15 protein-coding genes are annotated in these 24,784 nt (G+C 34.2%); all 15 read left to right on the top strand.

The genetic code is table 11. From position 1 onward, the window contains the following. Window positions 1–3: 3 nt before the first annotated feature. The 15 genes from Q0975_RS02245 to sprA all read left to right on the top strand — a co-directional run bounded on the left by Q0975_RS02245 (window position 4) and on the right by sprA (window position 24,648). On the top strand, window positions 4–543 hold the full coding sequence (locus tag Q0975_RS02245; protein WP_299432459.1) for a DUF3341 domain-containing protein: 540 nt from the start codon (window positions 4–6) through the stop codon (window positions 541–543). A 5-nt stretch (window positions 544–548) separates the two neighbouring features. Continuing rightward, window positions 549–1,196: a cytochrome c gene (locus Q0975_RS02240; RefSeq protein ID WP_299432456.1), complete on the top strand. Its 648-nt coding sequence runs from the start codon at window positions 549–551 to the stop codon at window positions 1,194–1,196. Window positions 1,197–1,236: 40 nt separating this feature from the next. Next, window positions 1,237–2,565 (top strand): quinol:cytochrome C oxidoreductase, encoded by a 1,329-nt coding sequence (locus Q0975_RS02235; RefSeq protein WP_299432453.1) that lies wholly within the window; start codon window positions 1,237–1,239, stop codon window positions 2,563–2,565. Between the two features lie 33 nt (window positions 2,566–2,598). Further along, the gene (locus tag Q0975_RS02230; RefSeq protein WP_299432451.1) at window positions 2,599–3,675 is read left to right on the top strand and encodes a cytochrome c oxidase subunit II; all 1,077 of its coding nucleotides are present in this window, start codon (window positions 2,599–2,601) and stop codon (window positions 3,673–3,675) included. Window positions 3,676–3,720: 45 nt separating this feature from the next. Continuing rightward, a complete protein-coding gene (locus Q0975_RS02225; protein WP_299432448.1) occupies window positions 3,721–5,541 on the top strand; it encodes a cbb3-type cytochrome c oxidase subunit I in 1,821 nt (606 codons plus the stop codon). A 275-nt stretch (window positions 5,542–5,816) separates the two neighbouring features. Further along, complete coding sequence (locus Q0975_RS02220; RefSeq protein ID WP_299432445.1) at window positions 5,817–6,404, top strand: hypothetical protein; 588 nt, start codon at window positions 5,817–5,819, stop codon at window positions 6,402–6,404. A 158-nt stretch (window positions 6,405–6,562) separates the two neighbouring features. Continuing rightward, a complete protein-coding gene (gene ruvB / locus Q0975_RS02215; RefSeq protein ID WP_299432442.1) occupies window positions 6,563–7,585 on the top strand; it encodes a Holliday junction branch migration DNA helicase RuvB in 1,023 nt (340 codons plus the stop codon). A gap of 26 nt (window positions 7,586–7,611) precedes the next feature. After that, entirely contained in the window at window positions 7,612–8,931 is a 1,320-nt protein-coding gene (locus tag Q0975_RS02210; protein ID WP_299432439.1) for a cytochrome P450, read from the top strand. Window positions 8,932–8,958: 27 nt separating this feature from the next. After that, on the top strand, window positions 8,959–9,480 hold the full coding sequence (locus Q0975_RS02205; protein WP_299432437.1) for a mechanosensitive ion channel domain-containing protein: 522 nt from the start codon (window positions 8,959–8,961) through the stop codon (window positions 9,478–9,480). Window positions 9,481–9,488: 8 nt separating this feature from the next. After that, window positions 9,489–10,412: a tRNA epoxyqueuosine(34) reductase QueG gene (queG, locus tag Q0975_RS02200; protein WP_299432435.1), complete on the top strand. Its 924-nt coding sequence runs from the start codon at window positions 9,489–9,491 to the stop codon at window positions 10,410–10,412. A gap of 211 nt (window positions 10,413–10,623) precedes the next feature. Then, window positions 10,624–12,342, top strand: coding sequence for a sodium:solute symporter (locus Q0975_RS02195; protein ID WP_299432433.1), 1,719 nt, complete (start codon window positions 10,624–10,626; stop codon window positions 12,340–12,342). A gap of 15 nt (window positions 12,343–12,357) precedes the next feature. Beyond that, window positions 12,358–14,301 carry a trehalase family glycosidase gene (locus Q0975_RS02190; protein WP_299432431.1) on the top strand — a complete coding sequence of 648 codons (1,944 nt, stop codon included), beginning with the start codon at window positions 12,358–12,360 and terminating at the stop codon, window positions 14,299–14,301. A gap of 139 nt (window positions 14,302–14,440) precedes the next feature. Continuing rightward, window positions 14,441–16,753 carry an NADP-dependent malic enzyme gene (locus Q0975_RS02185; protein WP_299432429.1) on the top strand — a complete coding sequence of 771 codons (2,313 nt, stop codon included), beginning with the start codon at window positions 14,441–14,443 and terminating at the stop codon, window positions 16,751–16,753. Window positions 16,754–16,882: 129 nt separating this feature from the next. After that, window positions 16,883–17,464: a Holliday junction branch migration protein RuvA gene (gene ruvA / locus Q0975_RS02180; protein WP_299432427.1), complete on the top strand. Its 582-nt coding sequence runs from the start codon at window positions 16,883–16,885 to the stop codon at window positions 17,462–17,464. Between the two features lie 5 nt (window positions 17,465–17,469). Next, window positions 17,470–24,648, top strand: coding sequence for a cell surface protein SprA (gene sprA / locus Q0975_RS02175; RefSeq protein WP_366888003.1), 7,179 nt, complete (start codon window positions 17,470–17,472; stop codon window positions 24,646–24,648). The last annotated feature ends 136 nt before the right edge of the window (window positions 24,649–24,784 follow it).

Below are 24,784 nucleotides of genomic sequence, written 5' to 3'. Positions count from 1 at the left end.
AGTATGGCATCAAAAGTTATACATGCATTATATACAGATGATGATGTCCTTATGGACGCTGTAAAGCAGGTTCGTGCAGAACATTATCATATCGAAGAGGTTTATACACCTTTTCCTGTTCACGGTCTTGATAAAGCAATGGGATTAGCACCAACTAAATTAGCTATCACAGCATTTATGTATGGATGTGTTGGACTTACGGTAGCAATTACTATGATGAATTATATCATGATAGAGGATTGGCCGCAAGACATAGGTGGGAAACCGAGTTTTAGTTATTTAGAAAATATGCCGGCTTTCGTTCCGATTATGTTTGAACTTACTGTATTTTTTGCAGCTCATTTAATGGTAATTACTTTTTATATGAGAAGTAAATTATGGCCTTTTAAAGAAGCAGAAAATCCTGACGTGAGAACTACCGATGATCATTTCTTAATGGAAGTGGATGCTGGTCATCACGATGTAGATACCATGACAAGTTTCTTAAGTAATACAGGTGCGGTAGAAATTAAAGTAATAGATAAGCAAGAAGATAACCATTAGTAATAATGAAGAATAGTATAAATATAATAGTAGTTGCAATAATGATGATAAGTATTGTTTCTTGTAAAAAAGATACAAAACCTAATTATCAGTATATGCCTAATATGTATGCTCCAGTAGGTTATGAAGCCTATGGGGAATATGGAGTTTTTCCAGGAGGTCAGGAAGCTATGCTGCCTGCAGAAGGTTCTATTCCAAGAGGATGGATGCCTTATGACTATAAAAATTCTACAGAAGGTTATCAGTTAGCAAAAGATTCTTTAAAAAATGCTATCCGTTATACTAAGGCTAATGAAGAATCTGGAAAAGCATTGTATGATATTTACTGTGCAATTTGTCACGGAGCTAAAGGAGACGGGAAAGGTACTCTAGTGCAAACAGAAAAGATTCTGGGTGTTCCTAGTTATGATGATATCGGTAGAGCGATAACTGAAGGTAGTATATATCATGTAATGTATTATGGTATAAATACTATGGGCTCTTATGCATCTCAAACAAGTGAACAAGAACGTTGGCAGATTGTTCAATATGTAGAAAAGTTAAAGGCTGATTTAGAAGGAAAGACCCCTCGTATCGATACGGATATAGTAGCAACAAAGGTTGAAGAGGCTCATAACGAAACAACAGAAGGAAATCACGGTAACGCACATTAGTGCATTAGTAAAAAGTTAAGAATAACGATATTATATAAATATGTATACGCTATCAAGTAAATTAAGATTATTTTCTATCATCCTTGTGGTTATAGGTGCTTTAGGGCTTACTTATGGTTTTCTATCTGCTCCTAGTACTATTGAAGATGTAAAAGAGATGGCAGCACACGATGCTCACGGAGGAGGACATGGAGATGCAAAAGCAACAAGTGGAGATCATGCAAATGAAAGCCATGGTAAAGATGACGCACATGGTGGAGATGAACATTATGAACATCTTTTACATCAATTACAAAATAAGCCTTGGGCTGCATTATATATAGCAGCATTTTTCTTCTTTATGATTTCGTTGGGAGTACTAGCATTTTATGCTATTCAATTTGCGGCACAAGCAGGTTGGTCTCCAGTGTTATTTAGAGTGATGGAAGCAATAACAGCGTATTTAGTACCTGGGGGAATTATATTTTTTGTGATTCTTGCATTGTCTGGATTCCATATAAATCATTTATTTGTTTGGGCAGATGAATCGAAAGTTATAGGTGATAAATTGTTGGAAGGTAAGGCAAGCTGGTTAAATAGCTGGTGGTTTATTGTTAGAGCTGCTATTTTCTTAGGAGGTTGGTTCTTGTATCGCCATTTTGCAATTAAGTATTCAAGAAAACAAGATGAAGACCCAACAGGTAATAAGTGGTATAAGAAGAGTTTTAAAATAGCTGCAGCGTTTTTAGTATTCTTTATTTATACCGAATCTATGGCATCTTGGGATTGGATAATGAGCTTTGATCCGCATTGGTTTAGTACCTTATTTGGATGGTATGTGTTTGCAAGTTTATTTGTATCAGGAATAACTACAATTGCATTAATTACCATTTACCTTAAGTCAAAAGGATATATGGAATTTGTAAACAATAGTCATATCCATGATTTAGCCAAGTTTATGTTTGGGATTAGTATTTTCTGGACATACTTATGGTTTTCACAATTTATGTTGATATGGTATTCTAACATTCCTGAAGAAGTAACGTATTTCATTACACGTATTGAGGACTATAAATTACCTTTCTTTGGTATGGTAGTAATGAACTTTGTTTTTCCATTATTAGTATTAATGAACAGTGATTATAAACGTGTTAATTGGTTTGTAGTAATGGCAGGGATCATTATTTTATGTGGACATTATGTTGATATATTTAATATGGTGATGCCAGCAACCGTTGGAGAGTCTTGGTTCATTGGTATTTCTGAAATCAGTGCTGTATTGCTATTTTTAGGTTTGTTCTTATTTATTGTATTCAAAGCACTTACCAAAGCACCATTATTAGCTAAGGGTAATCCTTATATAGAAGAAAGTAAACACTTTCATTATTAAAAATTAGATCGTAAAAAAGAAGATAGATAAAAAATGACTGTATTCTTAACCATAGTAGTTATAGCGCTTATTGGAATCTCCTTATGGCAGATGTCAAAAATATTGAAATTATCTCAGGCTAAAGGTGCTGATAATTCTCAAGTAGCTAACGACAAGGATAATAACTTACAAGGTAAGTTAATGCTTGCTTTTGTAATATTCATGTACCTTTTAACTATATATTGCTTTGTGCAATATCATACATTTTTCCTTCCTGAATCGGCTTCAGAACATGGTATTGAGTACGATAGATTGATGATTATATCAATGATATTGATATTTATTGTACAATTTATTACACAAGGATTATTACATTTCTTTTCTTACAAGTATAGAGGGAATAAAAACAATAAAGCCTTATTTTTTGCTGATAATGATAAGCTAGAGTTTATCTGGACAATTATTCCAGTTATTGTATTAGCAGGATTAATTATATACGGATTATTCACCTGGACAGATATTATGAATATCGACGAAGAAGAAGGGGATCCACTGATTATAGAGTTATATGCTTATCAGTTCGATTGGAGAGCTAGATATTCTGGAGAGGATAATGTTTTAGGAAAGGCAAATGTTCGTTTTATAGAAGGAGTTAATTCATTAGGTTTGGATGCATCTGATTCTTATGGGATGGATGACAAAATCGTAAGTGAATTGCATTTACCAGTTAATAGAAAGGTTATCTTTAAGATGCGTTCTCAGGATGTATTACACTCTGCATATATGCCATTCTTTAGAGCACAGATGAATGTGGTGCCAGGAATGATCACTGAATTCTCATACACGCCCATACTAACTTCTGATGAAATGCGTAATAGTGAGTTTATGGTAGAAAAGGTGGCAACTATCAACAAAATTAGAAAAGAAAAAAGCAAGCAATTAATCGCTGCAGGTGATGAGGCACTAGAGACGTATGAATTTGACTACTATTTGTTGTGTAATAAGATCTGTGGAACCTCACATTATAATATGCAAATGAAGATTGTAGTTGAATCAGAAGAAGATTATAATGCTTGGTTGAAAACACAACAAACGTTTAAGGAGCAATTATCTGCTCAAGCAAGTAACTAGAGAGAAAAGAAAAATTAATATATATTTTATTAAAAGAATAACTGTATGTCAGCAATAGCACACGTAGATGGTCACGAAGAAGATCACGATCACGGACATCATCATAAAGAGACATTCATAACTAAATATATTTTTAGTCAGGATCATAAAATGATCTCCAAGCAGTATCTAATTACTGGTTTGATAATGGGGATTATTGGTATTGCAATGTCAATACTGTTTAGGTTACAATTAGCATGGCCTGATCATAAATTTACAATCTTCGAAGTATTACTTGGTAAGTTTGGAGAAGATGGAGTGATGGATGCAAGTATGTATTTGGCATTGGTAACTATCCATGGTACTATTATGGTGTTCTTTGTATTGACCGCGGGTCTTAGTGGAACATTTAGTAACCTCTTGATTCCATTACAGATTGGGGCTAGAGATATGGCTTCCGGATTTCTGAACATGATTTCATATTGGTTGTTTTTCCTTAGTAGTGTGATAATGGTGTTATCTCTTTTCGCAGAAGCAGGACCTGCTTCCGCTGGATGGACTATTTATCCGCCATTAAGTGCATTGCCACAAGCAATAGGTGGTTCTGGTACAGGAATGACATTATGGTTAGTGTCTATGGCAATTTTCATCGCATCTTCTTTATTAGGATCATTGAATTATGTAGTTACTGTGATTAACTTACGTACCAAAGGAATGTCGATGACACGTATGCCGTTAACAATATGGGCATTTTTTGTAACAGCTATTATTGGTATCGTTTCGTTTCCAGTACTATTATCGGCAGCTTTATTGTTAATAATGGATAGAGGTTTTGGAACTTCATTTTATTTAAGTGATATATATATAGCAGGAGAGGTATTGCATAACCAAGGAGGTTCACCAGTATTATTTGAGCATTTATTTTGGTTCTTAGGTCACCCAGAAGTATATATTGTATTATTACCTGCCTTAGGTATAACTTCAGAGATCATAGCAACAAATGCGCGTAAACCTATCTTTGGATATAGAGCGATGGTTGCTTCTATCTTAGCTATAGCATTTTTATCAACAATTGTTTGGGGTCACCATATGTTTATCTCTGGGATGAATCCATTCTTAGGTTCAGTATTTACATTTACAACATTATTGATTGCGATACCATCTGCGGTAAAAGCATTTAATTATATAACCACACTCTGGAAAGGTAATCTCCAGCTCAACCCTGCGATGCTATTTTCTATTGGATTAGTATCTACATTTATTACGGGAGGACTTACAGGAATTATACTTGGAGATAGTACATTAGATATTAATGTACACGATACCTATTTCGTTGTAGCACATTTCCACTTGGTAATGGGTATCTCGGCGTTATACGGTTTATTTGCAGGAGTATATCATTGGTTCCCTAAGATGTATGGCAAGATGATGAATAAAAATCTTGGATATGTACATTTCTGGGTAACAGCAATTGGAGCTTACGGAGTATTCTTCCCTATGCACTTCATTGGTATGGCAGGATTACCACGTCGTTACTATACGAATAGTAATTTCCCATATTTTGATGATTTAGCAGATACTAATGTATTGATTACTGTTTTTGCATTAATTACAGCAGCAGGTCAGTTAGTATTCTTATATAATTTCATAATTTCTATTTTCTACGGAAAGAAAGCCGTTCAGAACCCTTGGAAATCAAATACTATGGAATGGACAACACCAGTAGAGCATATGCACGGTAACTGGCCTGGAGAAATTCCTCACGTATACAGATGGCCTTATGATTATAGTAAGACTAGAGAAGATGGAGAATATGTAATTCCGGGACAAGATTATGTGTCTCAGATTATTCCTCTACAGGATGGAGAAGAAGAAATGCATCATTAAATTGACTTTGATATAAAAAAACAAAACCCTTTTGAGCTCAGTCAAAAGGGTTTTGTTTTTTTAATCTAGAAATACATTGCTTCATGATATAGAAGTAATGCTTAGTAATTTGTTAAGTTGAATTTTAGTTTTATTTTAGGCTATAAATAGAACAACCGAAATTGAACTCCTTCTCCCCAGCACATATCTTTTGTTATATCTGCATTGTTGTGGTGTTTTTTTGTGGGTTGTTTTTTGGTAACCAAGAACTGGTTTATATAAAACCTATTTCATCCTTGGCGCTTATTTGGATCTATATAGAAAATAGAGGTAGAGTTGGTCTTTTATACCCTTTAATTATCATAATCATTATGGTTAATGATGTCCTTGTCTTAAGCGATTTTGATCGGTTCTTCGAGTATATAGGTATATTATTACCGCTATATTATTTTTTATGTTCCTATTTATTATTACCATATATTTCTTTTAAGGATATTAAATACAAAGAAATATTTTCACCTTCGGTGTTAATTGGGGCAACGTTGGTTCTGTATCTTACTTTTTCTATTTTTAATATGACGATGCCGAGTTTTGAAGATTCTATTGGTTATGGAGTAATAATAGTTATTTCTTTATTTTATTTTTTAGGATGCTGTTTCATAATTTATTTAAGAAATCGTTATACCTACTCTTACTATTTATTAATTGCAGGAAGTGGTTGTATTTTGGTAAATGCTTTGGTTCCTATCCAGGAGTTGTACTATAATAATTTAGTTTTTGAAGCGGTTATTTATACCACGGATATTGTAGCAATGCTTTTTTATCTTAAATTTTTGATAAATGCTAAACCTATAGAAGAAACTGAGAACTCTAGGTTTATTTAGTATACGGTAGTGTGTATAAAGATATAAAGGGTAAATTTAATGCCTATTTGATTTGTGATATACTCAATTGAATAATTAAGCATGTAAAGCATTGTTGTAATGAATACACTCTCTCTTTTTCTAGTATATTTGCTTTAGTATTTTGAATTTTATAAAAAATGAACGAAAACCTCAATCCATCAAGTGATAATTTTTCTAATGAAGATCTGGATATAGAAAGAGCCTTAAGACCTCTTACTTTTGAAGATTTTGCTGGACAAGATCAGGTGCTTGAGAATTTAAAGATTTTTGTTCAAGCGGCTAATTTAAGAGATGAGGCTCTAGATCACACACTATTTCATGGGCCACCAGGATTAGGAAAAACTACATTAGCACATATTCTTGCTAATGAATTAGGAGTTGGGATTAAAGTTACTTCAGGTCCTGTTTTGGATAAACCGGGAGATTTGGCGGGGCTACTTACTAACTTGGATGATAGAGATGTCCTATTCATAGACGAAATCCATCGATTGAGCCCTATTGTAGAAGAGTATCTTTACTCAGCTATGGAAGATTATAAGATTGATATAATGATCGAAAGTGGTCCAAATGCACGTACCGTTCAGATTAATTTAAACCCGTTTACGTTAGTCGGGGCAACTACCAGATCAGGTTTGTTAACGGCACCAATGCGAGCACGTTTCGGGATTCAGTCTAGATTACAATATTATAGCACAGAACTTTTGGCAACCATTGTAGAGAGAAGTGCTTATATATTAAATGTGCCCATTACTATGGAAGCGGCCATCGAAATTGCAGGACGAAGTAGAGGAACTCCTAGAATTGCAAATGCTTTGCTACGTAGAGTGCGCGATTTTGCACAGATTAAAGGAAATGGTAGTATTGATATAGAGATTTCTAAATTCGCTCTTAAAGCGCTTAATGTTGATGCTCACGGACTTGATGAGATGGATAATAAGATTCTAACTACTATGATTGATAAGTTCAAAGGAGGACCTGTAGGACTGACTACTATTGCTACTGCGGTTAGCGAAAGTGCGGAGACAATAGAAGAGGTATATGAGCCTTTTTTAATTCAACAAGGTTTTATCATGAGAACGCCTAGAGGTAGAGAGGTTACAGAAGCTGCCTATAAACATCTTGGACGAGTAAAAGGAGGAATTCAAGGGGGATTATTTTAATAAATCCTCTTGTAAATAAACAAAATATGACAATCCCTAAGGTTTCTTTTTTCAAGGTCCTAAAAAATGCCAAGCAAATTCTCAGGAATCCATTACCATTTCATAATGAGAATTTTGAAAAACACGGAGATATTTTTGAGGTAAATTTGGGATTTGGTAAGTCTGCTGTTTTTACTAGAGATGCAGGTTTTGCTAAACATATGCTACAAAATCAACATCGTAAATATCATAAATCTCCGCTTCAGACTAAAGATTTAGGAAAATATATAGGTAATGGTTTATTAACTTCGAATGGAGAATATTGGCTTAGACAAAGAAGGTTAATCCAGCCAGCGTTCTATAAGAAAAAGCTAGATGTAATAGCTTCAACAATAAATGATACAATAAAAGAAGAATTATTAAGAATAGAATTTGATAAGACAATTGACGTCTATCCGTTAATGAATGATTTGGCTTTTAAAGTAGTAGCAAAATCATTGTTTAGTTATACAGATACTGGTAACACAATTGCTAGACTTCAGTATATTACAGAAGCAGCACAGAAATCTTTAATTCGTGAAATAAGACAACCTTATAAACGTTTGTGGTTTCACTTAAGTGGACAAATTAAAAAGACAATCACTCTAACAAATGAAGCTCGTGATATTTTAAATTCAATTATTGAAAAACGAAGAAATTCTGGAGAGACCTATGATGACTTACTAGATATGTTACTTGAATCTAGGTATGAAGATGGTACTGCTATGAGTAATGACCAGTTGATAGATGAGATTCTCATTCTATTTGTTGCAGGACATGAAACCACTTCTAATGCACTCTGCTTTTCGTTAATGTTGTTAGCTAAACATCCTGAAATTCAGGATAAAGTATATGCAGAAGTCTCCAAGTCTAATGGTAAAGAGTTGTCGTTGATGGAAAAATTTGCTGAAAGTAAATATACCACTCAATGTATTGAAGAAGCTATGCGTTTATATCCTCCTGCGTATTTTTCTGATCGTATAGCTATAGAAGAAGATGAATACAATGGAATACAGTTAGCCAAGGGAACTATAATTCTGATTTCATTTTTTGAGATACATAGACATCAAGATTTTTGGAAGGAGCCTATAGTTTTCGATCCGGATCGATTTCATTCTGATAATAAGAAAGAATACTCAGATTGGTATTTTCCTTTTGGAGCTGGTCCAAGAATGTGTGTAGGAAGTAATTTTGCCATGTATGAAATGATTGTTACCATTAGTGAGTTGATCAAGAAATACAAAATTACTTCTTCTGATCCTATTGAGATAAAACCGTTGATCACACTAAAACCAGTAAATGCAGTAGTTACTTTTGTGTCTCGGTAGTTTAGGGTTTGTTAAAAAAAATAAAATATGATTATATATAAAAATGAGATCTTATTAACTGCCATTATATTTGTGATTTTGTTTTTTCTTTTACTTATTACAAAACTAGCGATTAGAAAATTCTCTGTTTTAAGATCCATAAATCCGAATAGAAGAAAGTTAATACTAAATTTATCATTTTTACTTCAATACCTTTTAGCCGGAATAATTTTGATGATTGTTTGGGGAATAGATCTAAAAGAATTTAGCGTTTTTATTTCTTCAGTATTAGCAGTTATTGGAATTGCTTTTTTTGCACAGTGGTCTATATTGTCTAATCTCACGGCAAGTATTATTTTATTTTTTAGTCATCCTGTTAGAATTGGAGATAGAATTAGAGTTTTGGACAAAGATTTTGATTGGACAGGAAAAGTAATTGACATTACAGGTTTCTATGTCTTTATGACTACTGATCAAGGTGAAAATATAACTTTACCTACCTCTTTAGTTATTCAAAAAGGAATCCAGATTATGAATGAATTTCCAAAAGAAGAAATGAATAATGAGTAAATATTAAATTGAATTCGAAAAATAAACATACTCAGCTAATCAAAACGGAGGCTAAACGCCTTGGTTTTTTGTCTTGTGGTATAAGCAAAGCTGAGTTTTTGGAACAAGAAGCGCCTCGTTTAGAAAAATGGTTGAATCAGAATATGCACGGACAGATGTCTTATATGGAGAATCACTTTGATAAACGTCTTGATCCAACATTGCTCGTTCCGGACTCAAAAAGTGTAATATCATTGTTACTAAATTATTTTCCTTCAGAAAATCAAAAAGATTCAGATGCACCTAAAATTTCTAAATATGCATATGGTCAGGATTATCATCACGTAATTAAATCAAAACTTAGAGAACTTCAGGAATTTATTTCAGAAACAATAGGAGAAGTACATGGGAGAGCTTTTGTAGACTCAGCTCCAGTATTGGATAAAGCTTGGGCGGCAAAAAGTGGGTTGGGATGGATTGGTAAGAATAGTAATCTATTAACGCAAAAAGTAGGGTCTTACTATTTTATCGCGGAATTGATTGTTGATCTGGAACTAGAATATGATACTCCAGTAACGGATCATTGTGGAACCTGTACCGCTTGTATAGATGCTTGTCCCACACAAGCAATTGTAGATCCGTATGTTGTAGATGGTAGTAAGTGTATTTCTTATTTCACCATTGAATTAAAAGAAGAGATTCCTTCTGATTATAGAGGAAAGTTTGATGACTGGATGTTTGGTTGTGACGTGTGTCAAGATGTATGTCCCTGGAATCGGTTTTCAAAACCACACAATGAACCTCTTTTTAATCCTAAGCCAGAATTGCTGGAAATGACCAAAAAAGATTGGGAGGAAATTACGCAAGAAGTATTTTCTAAAGTATTCCAGAAATCTGCAGTGAAACGAACTAAGTTTTCTGGTTTAACTCGGAATATTAAGTTTTTGGAATAAAAACTTTTATTATTTTGAAGATTTCATAATACAAACGGTTGTATGTATTGTTTTAACTGTTTTTGGTGTGAAAACGTTAATAATTTTAAGATAAACTTGTATCTTCATAGAGATTTTACCTAAAAACTTGAGGATTTTAACGTATCAAGTCTTTTTGGAATGTAATTCCAAAAAAAACGAAAGACGTTCAAAAGCATTAAACATTTCACACATGAATGAATTATCTTATATCGACATTACGGTAATCGTAGTGTATCTCATCGGGATTATTATCTATGGAATTTCTAAATCAAAACGAGGGAGCTCAGAAGATTATTTTTTAGGAGGTAGAACCATGACATGGCCTATTGTTGGGATAGCCTTGTTTTCGGCTAATATTTCTAGTTCTACCTTGGTAGGCTTAGCTTCTGATGCGTATCAAACCAATATAAATGTTTATAATTATGAATGGTTTGCGGTTGTAGTGTTGATTTTCTTTGCAATCTTCTTTCTTCCGTTTTATCTGCGATCAGGAGTGTATACGATGCCAGAGTTTTTAGAGCGAAGATATGACAAGAGATCACGATATTACTTTTCTTTTATTACCGTTGTTGGTAATATTTTGGTAGATACTGCAGCGGGTCTGTATGTTGGTAAAATTGTGTTGACATTGTTGTTTCCTTCAATGAATTCTACTTTGATTTTAGTGATCTTGGCAGTTGCTGCGGCGGCATATACTATTCCCGGAGGATTAAATTCTGTAATCCAAACTGAAGTTATACAGGCAGTTTTACTTATCATAGGATCTTGTCTATTAACCTATTTTGCTTTTGATCAATTAGGAGGTGGATGGTCAGGTATGATGACAAAATTAGATGGAATGCTATCTGCAGGAGAAGTAAATTTTGGAGATCGCTTAGCAGAAGGAAAATACATGCCAGCTAACTCTGATGAAGTCTTTAGCTTGGTAAGACCAGATAACGATGAATTCATGCCTTGGTGGGGATTACTAACAGGAGTGCCATTACTTGGGTTTTACTTTTGGGCAAATAATCAATTTATGGTGCAACGTGTTTTGGGAGCTAAGGATCTCAATCACGGACGTTGGGGAGCTTTATTTGCAGGATTATTAAAATTGCCAGTTATTTTTATTATGGTAGTTCCGGGAGTGTTAGCTTTATTATTGTTTAGCACCTTGGATATTACAAGTCTTAATTATGCGTTAACCGATGGTACTATTTGCAATAACCTTGCAGATTGTCCAAATCTTACATATCCAGTATTGTTATTTCAATTATTGCCAGTAGGTGTGTTAGGATTAGTAGTGGCAGGATTAATGGCGGCAATGATGTCATCAGTTTCTGCAACGTTTAATTCTGCATCCACCTTAGTGACCATGGATTTCGTAAAACAACTAAAACCAGAACTTACTAGTAAACAATTGGTGAAAGTTGGACAAATAACTACTATTGTTTTAGTAGTATTGGCCATTTCATGGGTTCCTTTTATTGAGAGTGTTAGTGATTCCTTGTGGACATATTTACAATTGGTAATTGCTTATACTTGCCCTCCTGCGGTTTCAACTTTTGTGCTTGGGTTATTTTGGAAACGTGCTAACGGAAATGGCTCTATTGTTAGTTTGTTAGTAGGTTTTTCATTAGCAGTTTTTATGATCTTGTCACAGACATTTGATTGGATTCCAGAAGTAAATGAGTTACATTTCTTGGCAAAAGCTACTTGGTTATTTGTTATATGCGTCATTCTGCATATGATAGTAAGTTTGGCGACTAAACCTCAGTCGGAACAACAAATAAAGGAGTATACATATAAGAGAGAAATGTTTATTGAGGAGTCTAAAGATCTTAAAGAATTACCTTGGTTTAAAAATTATAGAATTTTATCCATAATATTGTTGATAGTAACGGCTGTAGTAGTTGGTTTTTTCTGGTAATATAAATAATTAGATATGCTGAATTTTAAGTTTGAATATCTCGTAATTCTTTTATTTTCTTTATTAATTGTTAGTTGTGAAAAAGACAAGAAGATTACATATTTAGATCATCAAATAGTTTTAGATAAACTAATTCTACAGGAAGATACAGATGGGGATAAAAAGATAACTGTAGATGATACTGGGCCAAAACAATTTGAGTTTATAGATCCTAGCGGAAAAGTAAATCTAATAAAAGGTACATATCATTTATCGAATTTACTTCAGGAATTGGCAATTGCCAAAAAAGATGATACAATTTCTTTGGATAGAATAGCTGAATCTCCTAGTAATCGAATTTCAAGATTAATAAAAACCAGATACTGGGATAACTTGACTAGATCAGTTGATAAAAATGGATTAGCAAAAGTACTTGAAGATACTAAATCCGAGACAGATAGTTTTAGATTGTACGTACCTTATAAAGATCAAGAAGCTATTACGTATTTTGAATCTATAAAATCTGAAATTCCTAAGCTCAAAGTGATTACCCTTCCAGAAGATATTACACCAGAATATGTGAAGACATTGAATGAAGTTCCAGGTATTTTAAATCTAGCTCATTCTAAAGATGAACAAGGAAATTATAAGGCTAAACCATTCGTAGTCCCTGGAGGAAGATTTAATGAGATGTATGGTTGGGATAGTTATTTTGAGTCGATTGGACTATTAATAGACGATCGATCTGATTTGGCAATGTCTATGGCAGATAATTTTGGATATCAAATAGAATATTATGGTAAGATTTTAAACGCAAATAGAAGTTATTATCTGACCCGAACTCAACCTCCTTTTTTTAGTTCTCTGATAAAAGAAATATATCAGCAAAACCCTAAGATCTCTAGAGATTGGTTATCAGAAAATCTAAAGATGGTAATTAAAGAGTATGAAACGGTTTGGATGGAACAAGGTGTACGTCTTACAGATAATGGATTAAGTCGTTTTTATGGAGAAGGAATCGGAATTCCTCCTGAGACTGAGAAAGGGCATTTTGATTTTATATTAAATAAATATGCTGAAAAACATAAACTTAGTTTAAAAGAGTTTACACAAAAGTATAATTCAAACGAAATAAAGGATAAAGATCTTGATCTATATTTTACTCATGATCGATCTATGAGAGAAAGCGGTCATGATACATCTAATAGATTAGATGATGTTTGTGTACATCTAAATACAGTAGGCATAAATAGTTTGTTATATAAATATGAAATGGATATTGCTTATCTGATTAAAGAAGTATTTGAAGATAAATTCATAGCAGATTTTAAAGAGTATACCTCCTCTTTTTGGTTAACTAAAGCCGAAGAAAGAAAAAAGCGTATGAATGACTTGATGTGGAATGAGGAAAAAGAAACTTTCTATGACTATAATTTTGTAACTGAAACACAACAAAAAATAGAATCAGCTACTAATTACTATCCATTGTGGGCAGGATTATGTTCCAAAGAACAGGCCGCTTCTTTGGTAAAGGGCTTATTTGATAATTTGGTCCAAAAAGGAGGTATTGCTGGAACTGCTGATATTGTTAATAAAGATGATCTGAATGCTCCTCAGCGTCAATGGGATTATCCGAACGGTTGGGCGCCACATCAAATGATGCTATGGAGAGGACTTATCAATTATGGTTATGAAGAAGAAGCTCAGGAGCTGATTTATCGTTGGTTATGGATGATCACAAAAAATGCAGTTAATTATAATGGGACTATCCCAGAAAAGTATGATGTGGTAAAATGCACGCACAAAGTATATGCCGAGTATGGCAATGTAGGTACTGAGTTTGACTATATAACACCTAGTGGTTTTGGATGGATGAATGCTTCTTATCAATTAGGATTAAGTTTTTTAAACGAAAAATTAAGGATTGAACTTGATAAACTTGTGGAGCCTGATGATATTTTTAGTAGAAAGGTAAAATAACTGATGAATTCACAATACATTTCTTAAAAAGATGGTAAGTTTTTTGAAATTTTAATTTTTTTGAAGATTACTCTGTTTTACCTTTTGCATCTCGCGTAGACTTGTACCTTTGTATAGCACACAATTTTATTGATTCAGTATGAGTATCGAAAGTAAACGAAGAGAAGCACTAATTTACCACGCAAAACCCACTCCTGGTAAAATCAAAGTAGTACCTACTAAAAAATATGCAACACAAAGAGATTTGTCATTAGCATATTCTCCTGGAGTAGCAGAGCCTTGTTTAGAAATTGAAAAAGATACAGCAAACGTATATAAGTATACTGCCAAAGGAAACTTGGTAGCTGTAATTTCTAATGGTACTGCAGTTTTGGGGTTAGGAGACATTGGTCCAGAAGCATCAAAACCTGTAATGGAAGGTAAAGGATTACTGTTTAAAATTTTTGCAGATATAGATGTATTTGATATCGAGGTAGATACCAAAGACGTAGATGCATTTATTGAAACGGTAAAGAATATCGCTCCAACTTTTGGAGGGATCAACCTGGAAGATATTAAAGCTCCGGAAGCCTTCGAAATCGAAAGGCGTTTAAAAGAAGAATTGGATATCCCAGTAATGCATGATGATCAACACGGAACTGCTATTATTTCTGCAGCAGCATTATTAAATGCTTTAGAAATTGCTAAAAAAGATATAGGTAAGGTAAAAATAGTAGTTAGTGGAGCAGGAGCTGCAGCGGTTTCTTGTACAAGATTGTATAAAGCCTTTGGAGCAAAAGCAGAAAATATAGTAATGACGGATAGTAAGGGTGTGATTCGTAAAGACAGAGAAAATCTTACTTCAGAAAAAGCAGAGTTTGCTACAGATCGTGATCTTGATACATTAGAGGATGCGATGAAAGAAGCAGATGTGTTTATTGGTTTGTCAATGGCTAATTTGGTAGAACCAAAAATGCTGTTAGCGATGGCCGATGATCCTATTGTATTCGCAATGGCAAATCCTGATCCTGAAATCAAATACGACCTTGCTATACAAACAAGGAAGGATATTATTATGGCTACAGGTAGAAGTGATCATCCTAATCAGGTGAATAACGTGCTTGGATTTCCATTTATTTTTAGAGGAGCACTTGATGTAAGGTCAACTGCTATTAATGAAGCTATGAAAATGGCTGCAGTAAAGGCATTAGCCGACCTTGCTAAAGAACCAGTTCCAGAACAAGTAAATATAGCATATGGCGAAACCAGACTTAACTTTGGGAAAGATTATATTATACCAAAACCTTTTGATCCAAGATTAATTGCCAAAGTACCACCTGCAGTGGCTAAGGCAGCAATGGAAAGTGGAGTAGCTACCGAACCTATAGAAGATTGGGATAAATATGAAGATGAGCTGCTGGAGCGAATGGGGAATGATAATAAATTAGTAAGACTATTAATGGATCGTGCAAAACGAAGTCCTAAAAGAGTAGTTTTTGCAGAAGGAGATCATTTAGATGTTCTAAAAGCAGCACAGACTGTTAAGGAAGAAGGAATAGCTTTTCCAATATTGCTAGGACGAAAAGATGTCATTTTAGAATTGATGAAAGAAATTGATTTTGATCCTAATGGAATTACTATTATTGATCCTAAAGCAGATGAAGAAATTGACAGAAAAAATAGATACGCTCAGAAATATTGGCAAGACAATGGTAGAAAAGGAATAACGCTATATGGAGCACAACGATTAATGAGGGAGCGTAATTATTTTGCTGCCATGATGGTAAATGAAGGAGATGCAGATGCATTGTTGTCTGGGTATTCTAGGAGTTACCCAGCTGTGTTAAAACCTATGCTAGAACTCGTAGGATTAGCAAAAGGAGCTACACGTATTGCTACTATGAATGTCATGATGACGAATAAAGGACCATTGTTTATTAGCGATACCTCTATTAATATTGATCCAACATCTAAGGAACTTGCAAAGATTGCACAGATGTCAGCTAGAACAGTAGAAATGTTTGGGGTTGATCCAGTTGTAGCAATGATATCCTATGCTAATTTCGGTTCATCAAAACACCCGAATGCTTCTAAAGTTAAAGATGCGGTTGCATATTTACATCGTTATTACCCTAACCTGATCGTGGATGGAGAATTACAGATGGATTTTGCCCTAAACAGAGATATGCGTAAGGATAAATTCCCGTTTTCTAAGCTTAACGGACGTAAAGTCAATACTTTGGTGTTTCCTAATCTTGATTCTGCTAACAGTACGTATAAAATGTTGAAGGAACTAAATAATTCTGAATCTATTGGACCTATAATGATGGGAATGAAAAAACCTGTACATATTCTTCAGTTAGGAGCTAGTGTAGAGGAGATGGTTAATGTGGCAGCAGTAGCAGTAATTGATGCTCAAGAAAAAGAAAAAAGAGAAAAAGAGATGTTTTCTCTAGTTTCTGATGAGGTATAGTGATTAAATCGCCTTCCCGAAACTTGATAAAAATAAGCTTCAAAAATGATGAGTTTTTGAAGCTTATTTTTTTAAACTGTTTTGTAGTATAATTTTATTACTTTTGGATGCTTAACATTCATTTAACTGATGATTACACAAATCAAAGGGCGGCTTGTCGAAAAAAATCCTACCGATGTAATAATAGATTGTAATGGAGTGGGATATTTACTAAATATTTCATTACATACATTTTCATTAATACCGGATCAGGAAGTTTTACAACTATATACGCATCTACAAGTAAAAGAAGATTCGCATACGTTATTTGGTTTTGCGGAAAAATCAGAACGGGAGATTTTTAGACTTTTGATTTCTGTTTCTGGAATTGGCGCTAGCACGGCTAGAACAATGTTGTCCTCATTACACCCTGATCAAGTTAAAGATGCTATTGCATCAAATGATGTAGCAACCATACAATCAATCAAGGGAATTGGGGCAAAAACAGCTCAACGTGTCATTATAGATTTGAAAGATAAAATTCTTAAAGTTTATAATATTGATGAACTTTCTGTGTCTCAAAACAATACTAATAAAGATGAAGCGTTATCTGCATTAGAAACCCTTGGATTCAATAGGAAACAAGTCGAGAAAGTTGTTGACAAAATCCTAAAGGCTAGCCCCGCCGAAACTGTAGAAGATATTATTAAACAAGCATTAAAAAATTTATAAAAGCATTGAGCTCATTACATTCCTTACGTTTTAAATTTTTAAAAAAACTAGTTTGTTTAATCGCACTTTATGGAGGAGTGCTTTTTGGTCAAGAAAATGAAACGGTACGCGATTCTACAAGCACCACATTTTCACTGGGGGAGATTTCCTTGCCAGATCCAAATAGCATTTTAACTAAGTATGAATATGATCCCATAACGAATCGTTATATATATCGTGAGATGTTGGGTTCATTTAATGTTAGATATCCTCTGTTTCTAACTCCTGAAGAATTCGAAGATTTAGTAGAAGAAGAGCAAAGAAGAGATTATTTCAAAGAAAAGATAAGCGCTTTTAGTGGTAAAACTGATGGTAGTGAAGAGAAGCGTAAAAATCTCCTTCCTATTTTTTACGTAAAATCAAGCTTTTTTGAATCTATATTTGGTGGAAATGAGATTGAAATAATTCCGCAGGGATCAGTAGAAATGGATTTAGGGATTTTGTATACAAAACAAGATAATCCAGCCTTTTCTCCAAGAAACCGGAGTAATTTTACCTTTGATTTTGATCAGAGAATTAGCTTGAGTTTATTAGGAAAAGTTGGTAAAAGACTTCAGATAACAGCTAATTACGATACTGAATCTACCTTTGACTTTCAGAATCAAATAAAATTAGAATATACGCCAACAGAAGATGATATTATAAGAAGTATAGAAATTGGTAATGTAACCATGCCAATTAATAACTCTTTAATCCAAGGGTCTCAAAGTCTTTTTGGAGCAAAACTAGGATTGCAGTTTGGTAGAACTAGTGTTACTGCGGTGTATTCAGAGCAACGATCAGAGACAAGATCGGTAAACGTTCAGGGAGGTGGAACTGTAGAAGATTTTGAAATTGATGCATTAGAGTATGATGATAATAGACACTATTTTTTATCACATTACTTTAGAGATAATTATGATCAAGCTTTAACAAATTACCCTTTTATCAACAATAACATACAGATTACTAGGGTAGAAGTTTGGCTTACGAATAGAGCAACCAGTGCGCAAACATTAACGGATGCTCGGAATATTGTTGCACTTCAGGATTTAGGAGAATCGCCTGATGGAGGTAATTTCACGATACCTGTTTCTTTGTTTAATCGGCCAGCCGGATCTTTTCCTGATAATGGTAATAACGACTTAGATCCTTCGGCTATTGGTTCAGGAGGTGTAATTACAGAAGCAGTGCGACAAATACCTACGGTCCAACAAGGTTTTACTGGAGCTATTTCAAGTTTCAATGAAGGTTTTGATTATGCGGTTTTAGAAAATGCTAGACAATTAAATTCAAATGAATATACTTTAAACACACAGTTGGGATATATCTCTTTAAATCAAAAGTTGAATAATGATGAGGTGTTGGGTATTGCTTTTCAGTATACTGTAGGAGGGCAGGTTTTTCAAGTAGGAGAGTTTGCTAATGATGGTGTAGATGCTACGATTGGTGATGATTCTGGAACAGGTGTTCAATCAGGATCTAGTAATAGTCTTTTGGTAAAAATGCTTAAGAGTCCAATAACCAATGTAGATCTTCCGATTTGGGACTTGATGATGAAGAATATCTATAGCACAGGCGCTTTTAGACTGGATTCTGATGATTTTAGATTAAATATAGTATATACAAACCCTTCTTCAGTTAATTATATTACACAAGCAGAAGGTTCTGCTACAGTATTGCCAGATGATGTAGCCGAGACAAGATTATTGAGTGTTTTCAATATGGATCGATTGAATCCTAATAATGATCCTGTGCAGGGAGCAGATGGGGCAGGAGATGGTTTCTTTGATTATGTTCCAGGATTAACGATTGATCCCGAAAATGGAAGGATTATTTTTACGACTGTAGAGCCTTTCGGACAGCATCTTTTTAATAAGTTAGATAATGACCCAATTACGAACCCTAATGATTATAATAATCCTCTAAATTATAATGGCAATCAAAGTAAATATGTTTTTAGGGAGTTATATACAGAAACCAAAATAATTGCTGATCAGCAAGCAGCGGATAATAAGTATTTTCAGTTAAAAGGAAGGTATAAATCTTCTGGGCAAGATGGGATTCCTTTAGGAGCATTTAATGTTCCACAAGGATCGGTTACGGTTACTGCAGGTGGTCGAACGTTACAAGAAGGTGTAGATTATACAGTAAATTATCAATTAGGAAGAGTGAATATTTTGGATGAAGCTTTATTGTCTTCAAATACACCTATTCAGGTTTCCACGGAAAATAATGCGGTTTTTGGTCAGCAGACAAAGCGTTTTACAGGTTTGAATATTGAGCACAAATTCAGTGATAATTTCATTATTGGTGGTACTTATTTAAATCTTAATGAAAGACCAATAACACAAAAGTCTAGTTATGATTTTGAACCGATCAACAATACTTTATTAGGTTTTAATCTTAATTATTCTACAGAAGTACCATTTCTTACAAGAATGGTAAATAAATTACCAAATATCGATACGGATGTGCCTTCTAATGTTTCTGTTAGAGCAGAAGGTGCCTATCTCATAGCGGGAGCGCCTAGAGGAGCTGATTTTGGAGGGAAAGTTACCACATATATAGATGATTTTGAAGGAGCACAAACACAGATTGATGTAAGTTCTGCATTGTCTTGGGAGTTATCTAGTGTTCCTATTGGTTTTGGGTCTAATAACCCTAATGAAACGGTGGTGGAAGCTGGAATTAGATCTGGAGATAGAAGAGCTGATTTATCTTGGTATACGGTAGACCCAATTTTTTACAGTAATGGCAGACCGAGTGGAGTATCTGATGAAGATTTGGCATTTAACCCAGCAAGAAGAGTATTTAATAATGAGATTTTTCCTGACGAAGATATTGTTCCAGGTCAGACATTAGCATTATTCCCGTTAGATCTACATTATAGACCTTCAGAGAGGGGGCCTTATAACTTTAGTGATCAAGCGGTTGGTAATACATTACCGAATCCTGAAGATAATTTTGCAGGAATAACAAGACAGTTAACTTCTACTAATTTTGAACAATCTAATGTAGAGTTTATAGAATTTTGGTTAATGGATCCGTTCTTTGATCCGGGAACAGGAGATCGATTGACAAACGCTACAGAAGGGACCATTGTTTTTCATTTAGGAAATATAAGTGAAGACGTATTAAAAGATGGAAGAAAGCAATATGAAAATGGACTTCCGGCAGATGGTTCTGATGAAGATACGTCTATAACAAGTTATGAAGCTAAAGTTCCTGTTAGTCAGTCTTTAATATATGCATTTGATACAGAAGGAGCAGATAGAGTAAATCAGGATGTGGGTTATGATGGTTTAGATCTGGAAGCTGAAAGAGCGGCTTTCCCTGGTTTTGATGATGAAGATCCAGCGAATGATGATTATAAATATTTCCTTCAGGGAGAAGGTGGTATAGTTCAACGGTACCGTGATTATAACGGTACGGAAGGAAATTCTCCTACGAGTGTTTCTAATGATGATAGAGGAAATACCACGTTTCCTACGGCAGAAGATGTGAATAGGGATAATACAATGAATACTATTGATAGTTATTTCGAGTATAAGATCCCCATTTTTAGAGATATGGATATAGGGAATGACCGAGGAACAGGTTACATTACTGATGTTAAAGAAGATACCAGAACTGTACTTAATGCGCAATCTCATGGGTATAGATGGGTTCGATTTAAGATTCCAATATACAATCCAACAGATCCAGATAGAGTCGGTAACCCCAGTGATTTTAGATCTATCCGTTTTATGCGTATGGTGGTTACAGATTTTGATCAGGAAGTTATTCTAAGGTTTGCAACATTGGATTTGGTGCGTGGTGATTATAGAAGATATGTGCAGGCGGGTAATACGACTAATGACCCTACAGAAGGATTAAATATTGTTCAGGATCCTAATGGTAGTTATGATGTGATTGTAACTTCAGTCAGTGAAGAAGAAACTCCTAACTATGTGACGCCTCCTGGAGTAAGAAGAGAAGAGCTTATAAATAATAATACTGCAATACGAGAAGATGAAAGATCATTGGCGTTAACGGTTAATAACCTTAGTCCTAATGATGCACGTGGTGTGTATAAAAACTTTAATGTTGATATGCGACAGTATGAGAACTTGGAAATGTTCTTACACGCAGAAAATTTGCCTAATCAGTCATCATTGACAAATGATGAATTGGTTGCTTTTATCAGAATGGGGAATGATTTTACGAACAACTTTTATCAGATAGAGTTGCCATTAGTAGTTTCTGATTTAAATACCAGTAATGCAGAAGATGTATGGCCGGAAGCCAATAGATTAAACCTTCCATTAGAATTCCTGCAAGAAGTAAAAGCTTCTGTAATAGGAGATGGATCTTTAAACAATGCAGACCTTAACTTTTTTAATGGACCTAATAATCTAAGAGTAGGTATTAAGGGGAATCCTAATTTTGGAGATATAAAGGTAATGATGGTGGGGGTTAAAAATGCTAGTGGTTCGGACGAATCTGGCTCAGTATGGTTTAACGAAATGCGTTTGAGTGACCTTAAGAATCGAGGAGGTTGGGCCGCGGTTGGTAGTATGGATGCTAATGTTGCTGATTTTGCAACGGTAAGTGCTTCAGGTAGAATTAGTACTATTGGTTTTGGTGGGATTGAGCAAGGCCCAAATGAACGTAGTATAGAGGATGTTAAGCAGTATGATCTTACCACTAATGTTAACTTAGGACAGTTGTTACCAAAAAAATGGGGTTTACAAGTGCCATTTAATTATAGTAGAGGTGAGGAGCTGATTACACCTCAGTATGATCCTGAGTTTTTAGATATAGAGTTACAGGATAGATTGGATAATGAAACAAATCCTGATGAAAAAGAAAGAATAAGAAGACAATCCGTTAATTATACAAAAAGACAAAGTTTTAATGTCATAGGATTGCGAAAAGATCGAACAGGTGATAGTAAACCAATGCCATACGATGTAGAGAACTTTGCTTTTTCTGGAACCTATAATCAAACAGATCATCACGACTTTGAAATAGAGAACTCTTTGGATCAAAGTGTACGTTTAGGTGGTACTTATGATTTTAGTTTTCAACCAAAGGAAGTAGAGCCTTTTAAGAAAATTAAGCTTTTAGGGAAAAGTAAATACTTTGACTTATTAAAAGACTTTAATTTTAATTTGTTGCCAACTAGTATTTCTGTCAATTCTAATATAAACAGACAGTTTAATGAACAGGTCTTTAGAGATATTACGTTAGGACCAAGTGATATCAGATTACCTGCACTTACACAGCGTAATTTTCTATTTGACTGGCAGTATGGTATTAATTATAACCTTACAAAATCACTAAATTTTAGCTTTAATTCAGCTAATAATAGAATTGTAAAGAATTTTATTGATGATGATGGCGCTATAAATAATTCTGTAGGGGTGTGGAGTGGTTTATTTGATATTGGTGATCCTAACTTCCATAGCCAGCAATTGCAGGTAAATTATGAAATTCCTTTTAATAAGATTCCTTTATTTAAATTTATGAGAGCTACATACTCCTATTCCGCAGATTTTCAGTGGACCAAAGGAAGTGAAGCGCTGAAAAATCTGGAAGGAATTCCAGATTTAGGAAATAGTATTCAGAATGCTAATGTGCACAATGTCACTGGTTCATTAGATATGGGGACTTTGTATAAGTATGTTGGTCTAACTAAGAAAAAACCAGGAAGACAGAAAACTAAGAAAAGGAAGACGACGAAAGAAGAGGGAGAAAAAGATGCGTCAAAGCCTACTTTAGATAATAAAAAGACTAAGAAGACAAAAAAGAAATCTAGTAAACTTACGGTTGTTGATAAAGCTTTAAATACAGTGATAGGATTGGTTACTGCAGTTAAAAAGGTGAATATTAACTATCAACAAGATAATGGTATTTTCTTGCCAGGATATTTACGCGAACCTGGATTTGTGGGAACATTAAAGCCTACAGCTGGCTTTACCTTTGGGAGTCAGGCAGAAATAAGAGATTTAGCAGCAAGAAATGGTTGGTTGACTTTGTATCAAGATTTTAATCAACAGTATAGAGAAGTAGAAGGAAGGCAATTGAATGTGCAAGCTTCGGTAGATTTACTAAAGGATCTTAAAATTGATATTAGTGCTAGTAGGAATTATTCAGAAACCTTCACGGAGAATTATAGAGTTGATAGTGATTTGGAATATGAATCATTGACACCAAATACGTTTGGTAATTATACAATCTCTACTTTATTGATAAAGACAGCGTTTAAGACAAGTGATGAGTTTACTTCTGATACTTTTGATGAGTTTAGAGAAAATAGGCTAGTTATTGCAAGGCGTTTGGCGCTAGAAAGAGGTATAACTGCGGACTCAGATGGAGATGGTTTTCCTGATGGATTTGGACCAACAAACCAAGCAGTTCTTTTACCTGCGTTCCTAGCGGCATATACAGGAGCAAATCCAGAAAGTGTTCAGAAAGGTGCTTTTAGAGATGTTCCGCTTCCTAACTGGGATATTAAATATACAGGTTTAATGAACTTAAAGTGGTTTAAGAAACGTTTTAAAAGGTTTTCTATGGCACACGGGTATCGTGCCAATTATACCATCAATCAGTTTCAGACAAATCTTGATTACAACCCAAATAATCCAAATGAATTAGATCAAGGAGATAATTTCAAAAATCCAGAGTTATACGCTAATATTAATCTTACAGAGCAATTTAGTCCTTTGATACGATTGGATATGGAAATGAAGAACTCCATAAAAATCCTTGCCGAATGGAAAAAGGATAGAGCTTTATCACTAAGTTTTGATAATAACTTACTTACAGAGATTCAAGGAAATGAGTATATAATTGGTCTTGGATATAGAATGCAGGATTTGACATTTGTAACTAGAATAGCTGGGAAAAAGACTACCCTAAAGAGTGATCTTAATTTTAGAGCAGATCTGTCACTTCGTCAAAACGAAACCGTGATTAGGTATTTGGATATAGAAAATACGCAAGTAACCGCGGGTCAGGATATTTATGGTATTAAGTTTACTGCCGATTATGCTTTAAGCAAAAACTTAACGGCATTATTGTTTTATGATCATACGTTCTCTGAGTATTCGATTTCTACTGCTTTTCCGCAAACTACAATACGTGGAGGTTTTACGTTACGATATAATTTTGGAAATTAATCAAGATACTATAGTGATTAGGTAAGATTTCATTAGTGACTATGTAATTAAGTTGGTTGACTATTAATTTTTAATAATTTTTAAAGCTGTTTTTCGAAAATCTGATAAAATAGATTTATTTTCGTCTTCAAAATAA

The organism is uncultured Aquimarina sp., assembly GCF_947500065.1.
In the GTDB taxonomy this organism is placed as follows: domain Bacteria; phylum Bacteroidota; class Bacteroidia; order Flavobacteriales; family Flavobacteriaceae; genus Aquimarina.
Note: the sequence above shows the minus strand (reverse complement) of the source record. Positions and strands in the feature narration are given on the sequence as shown.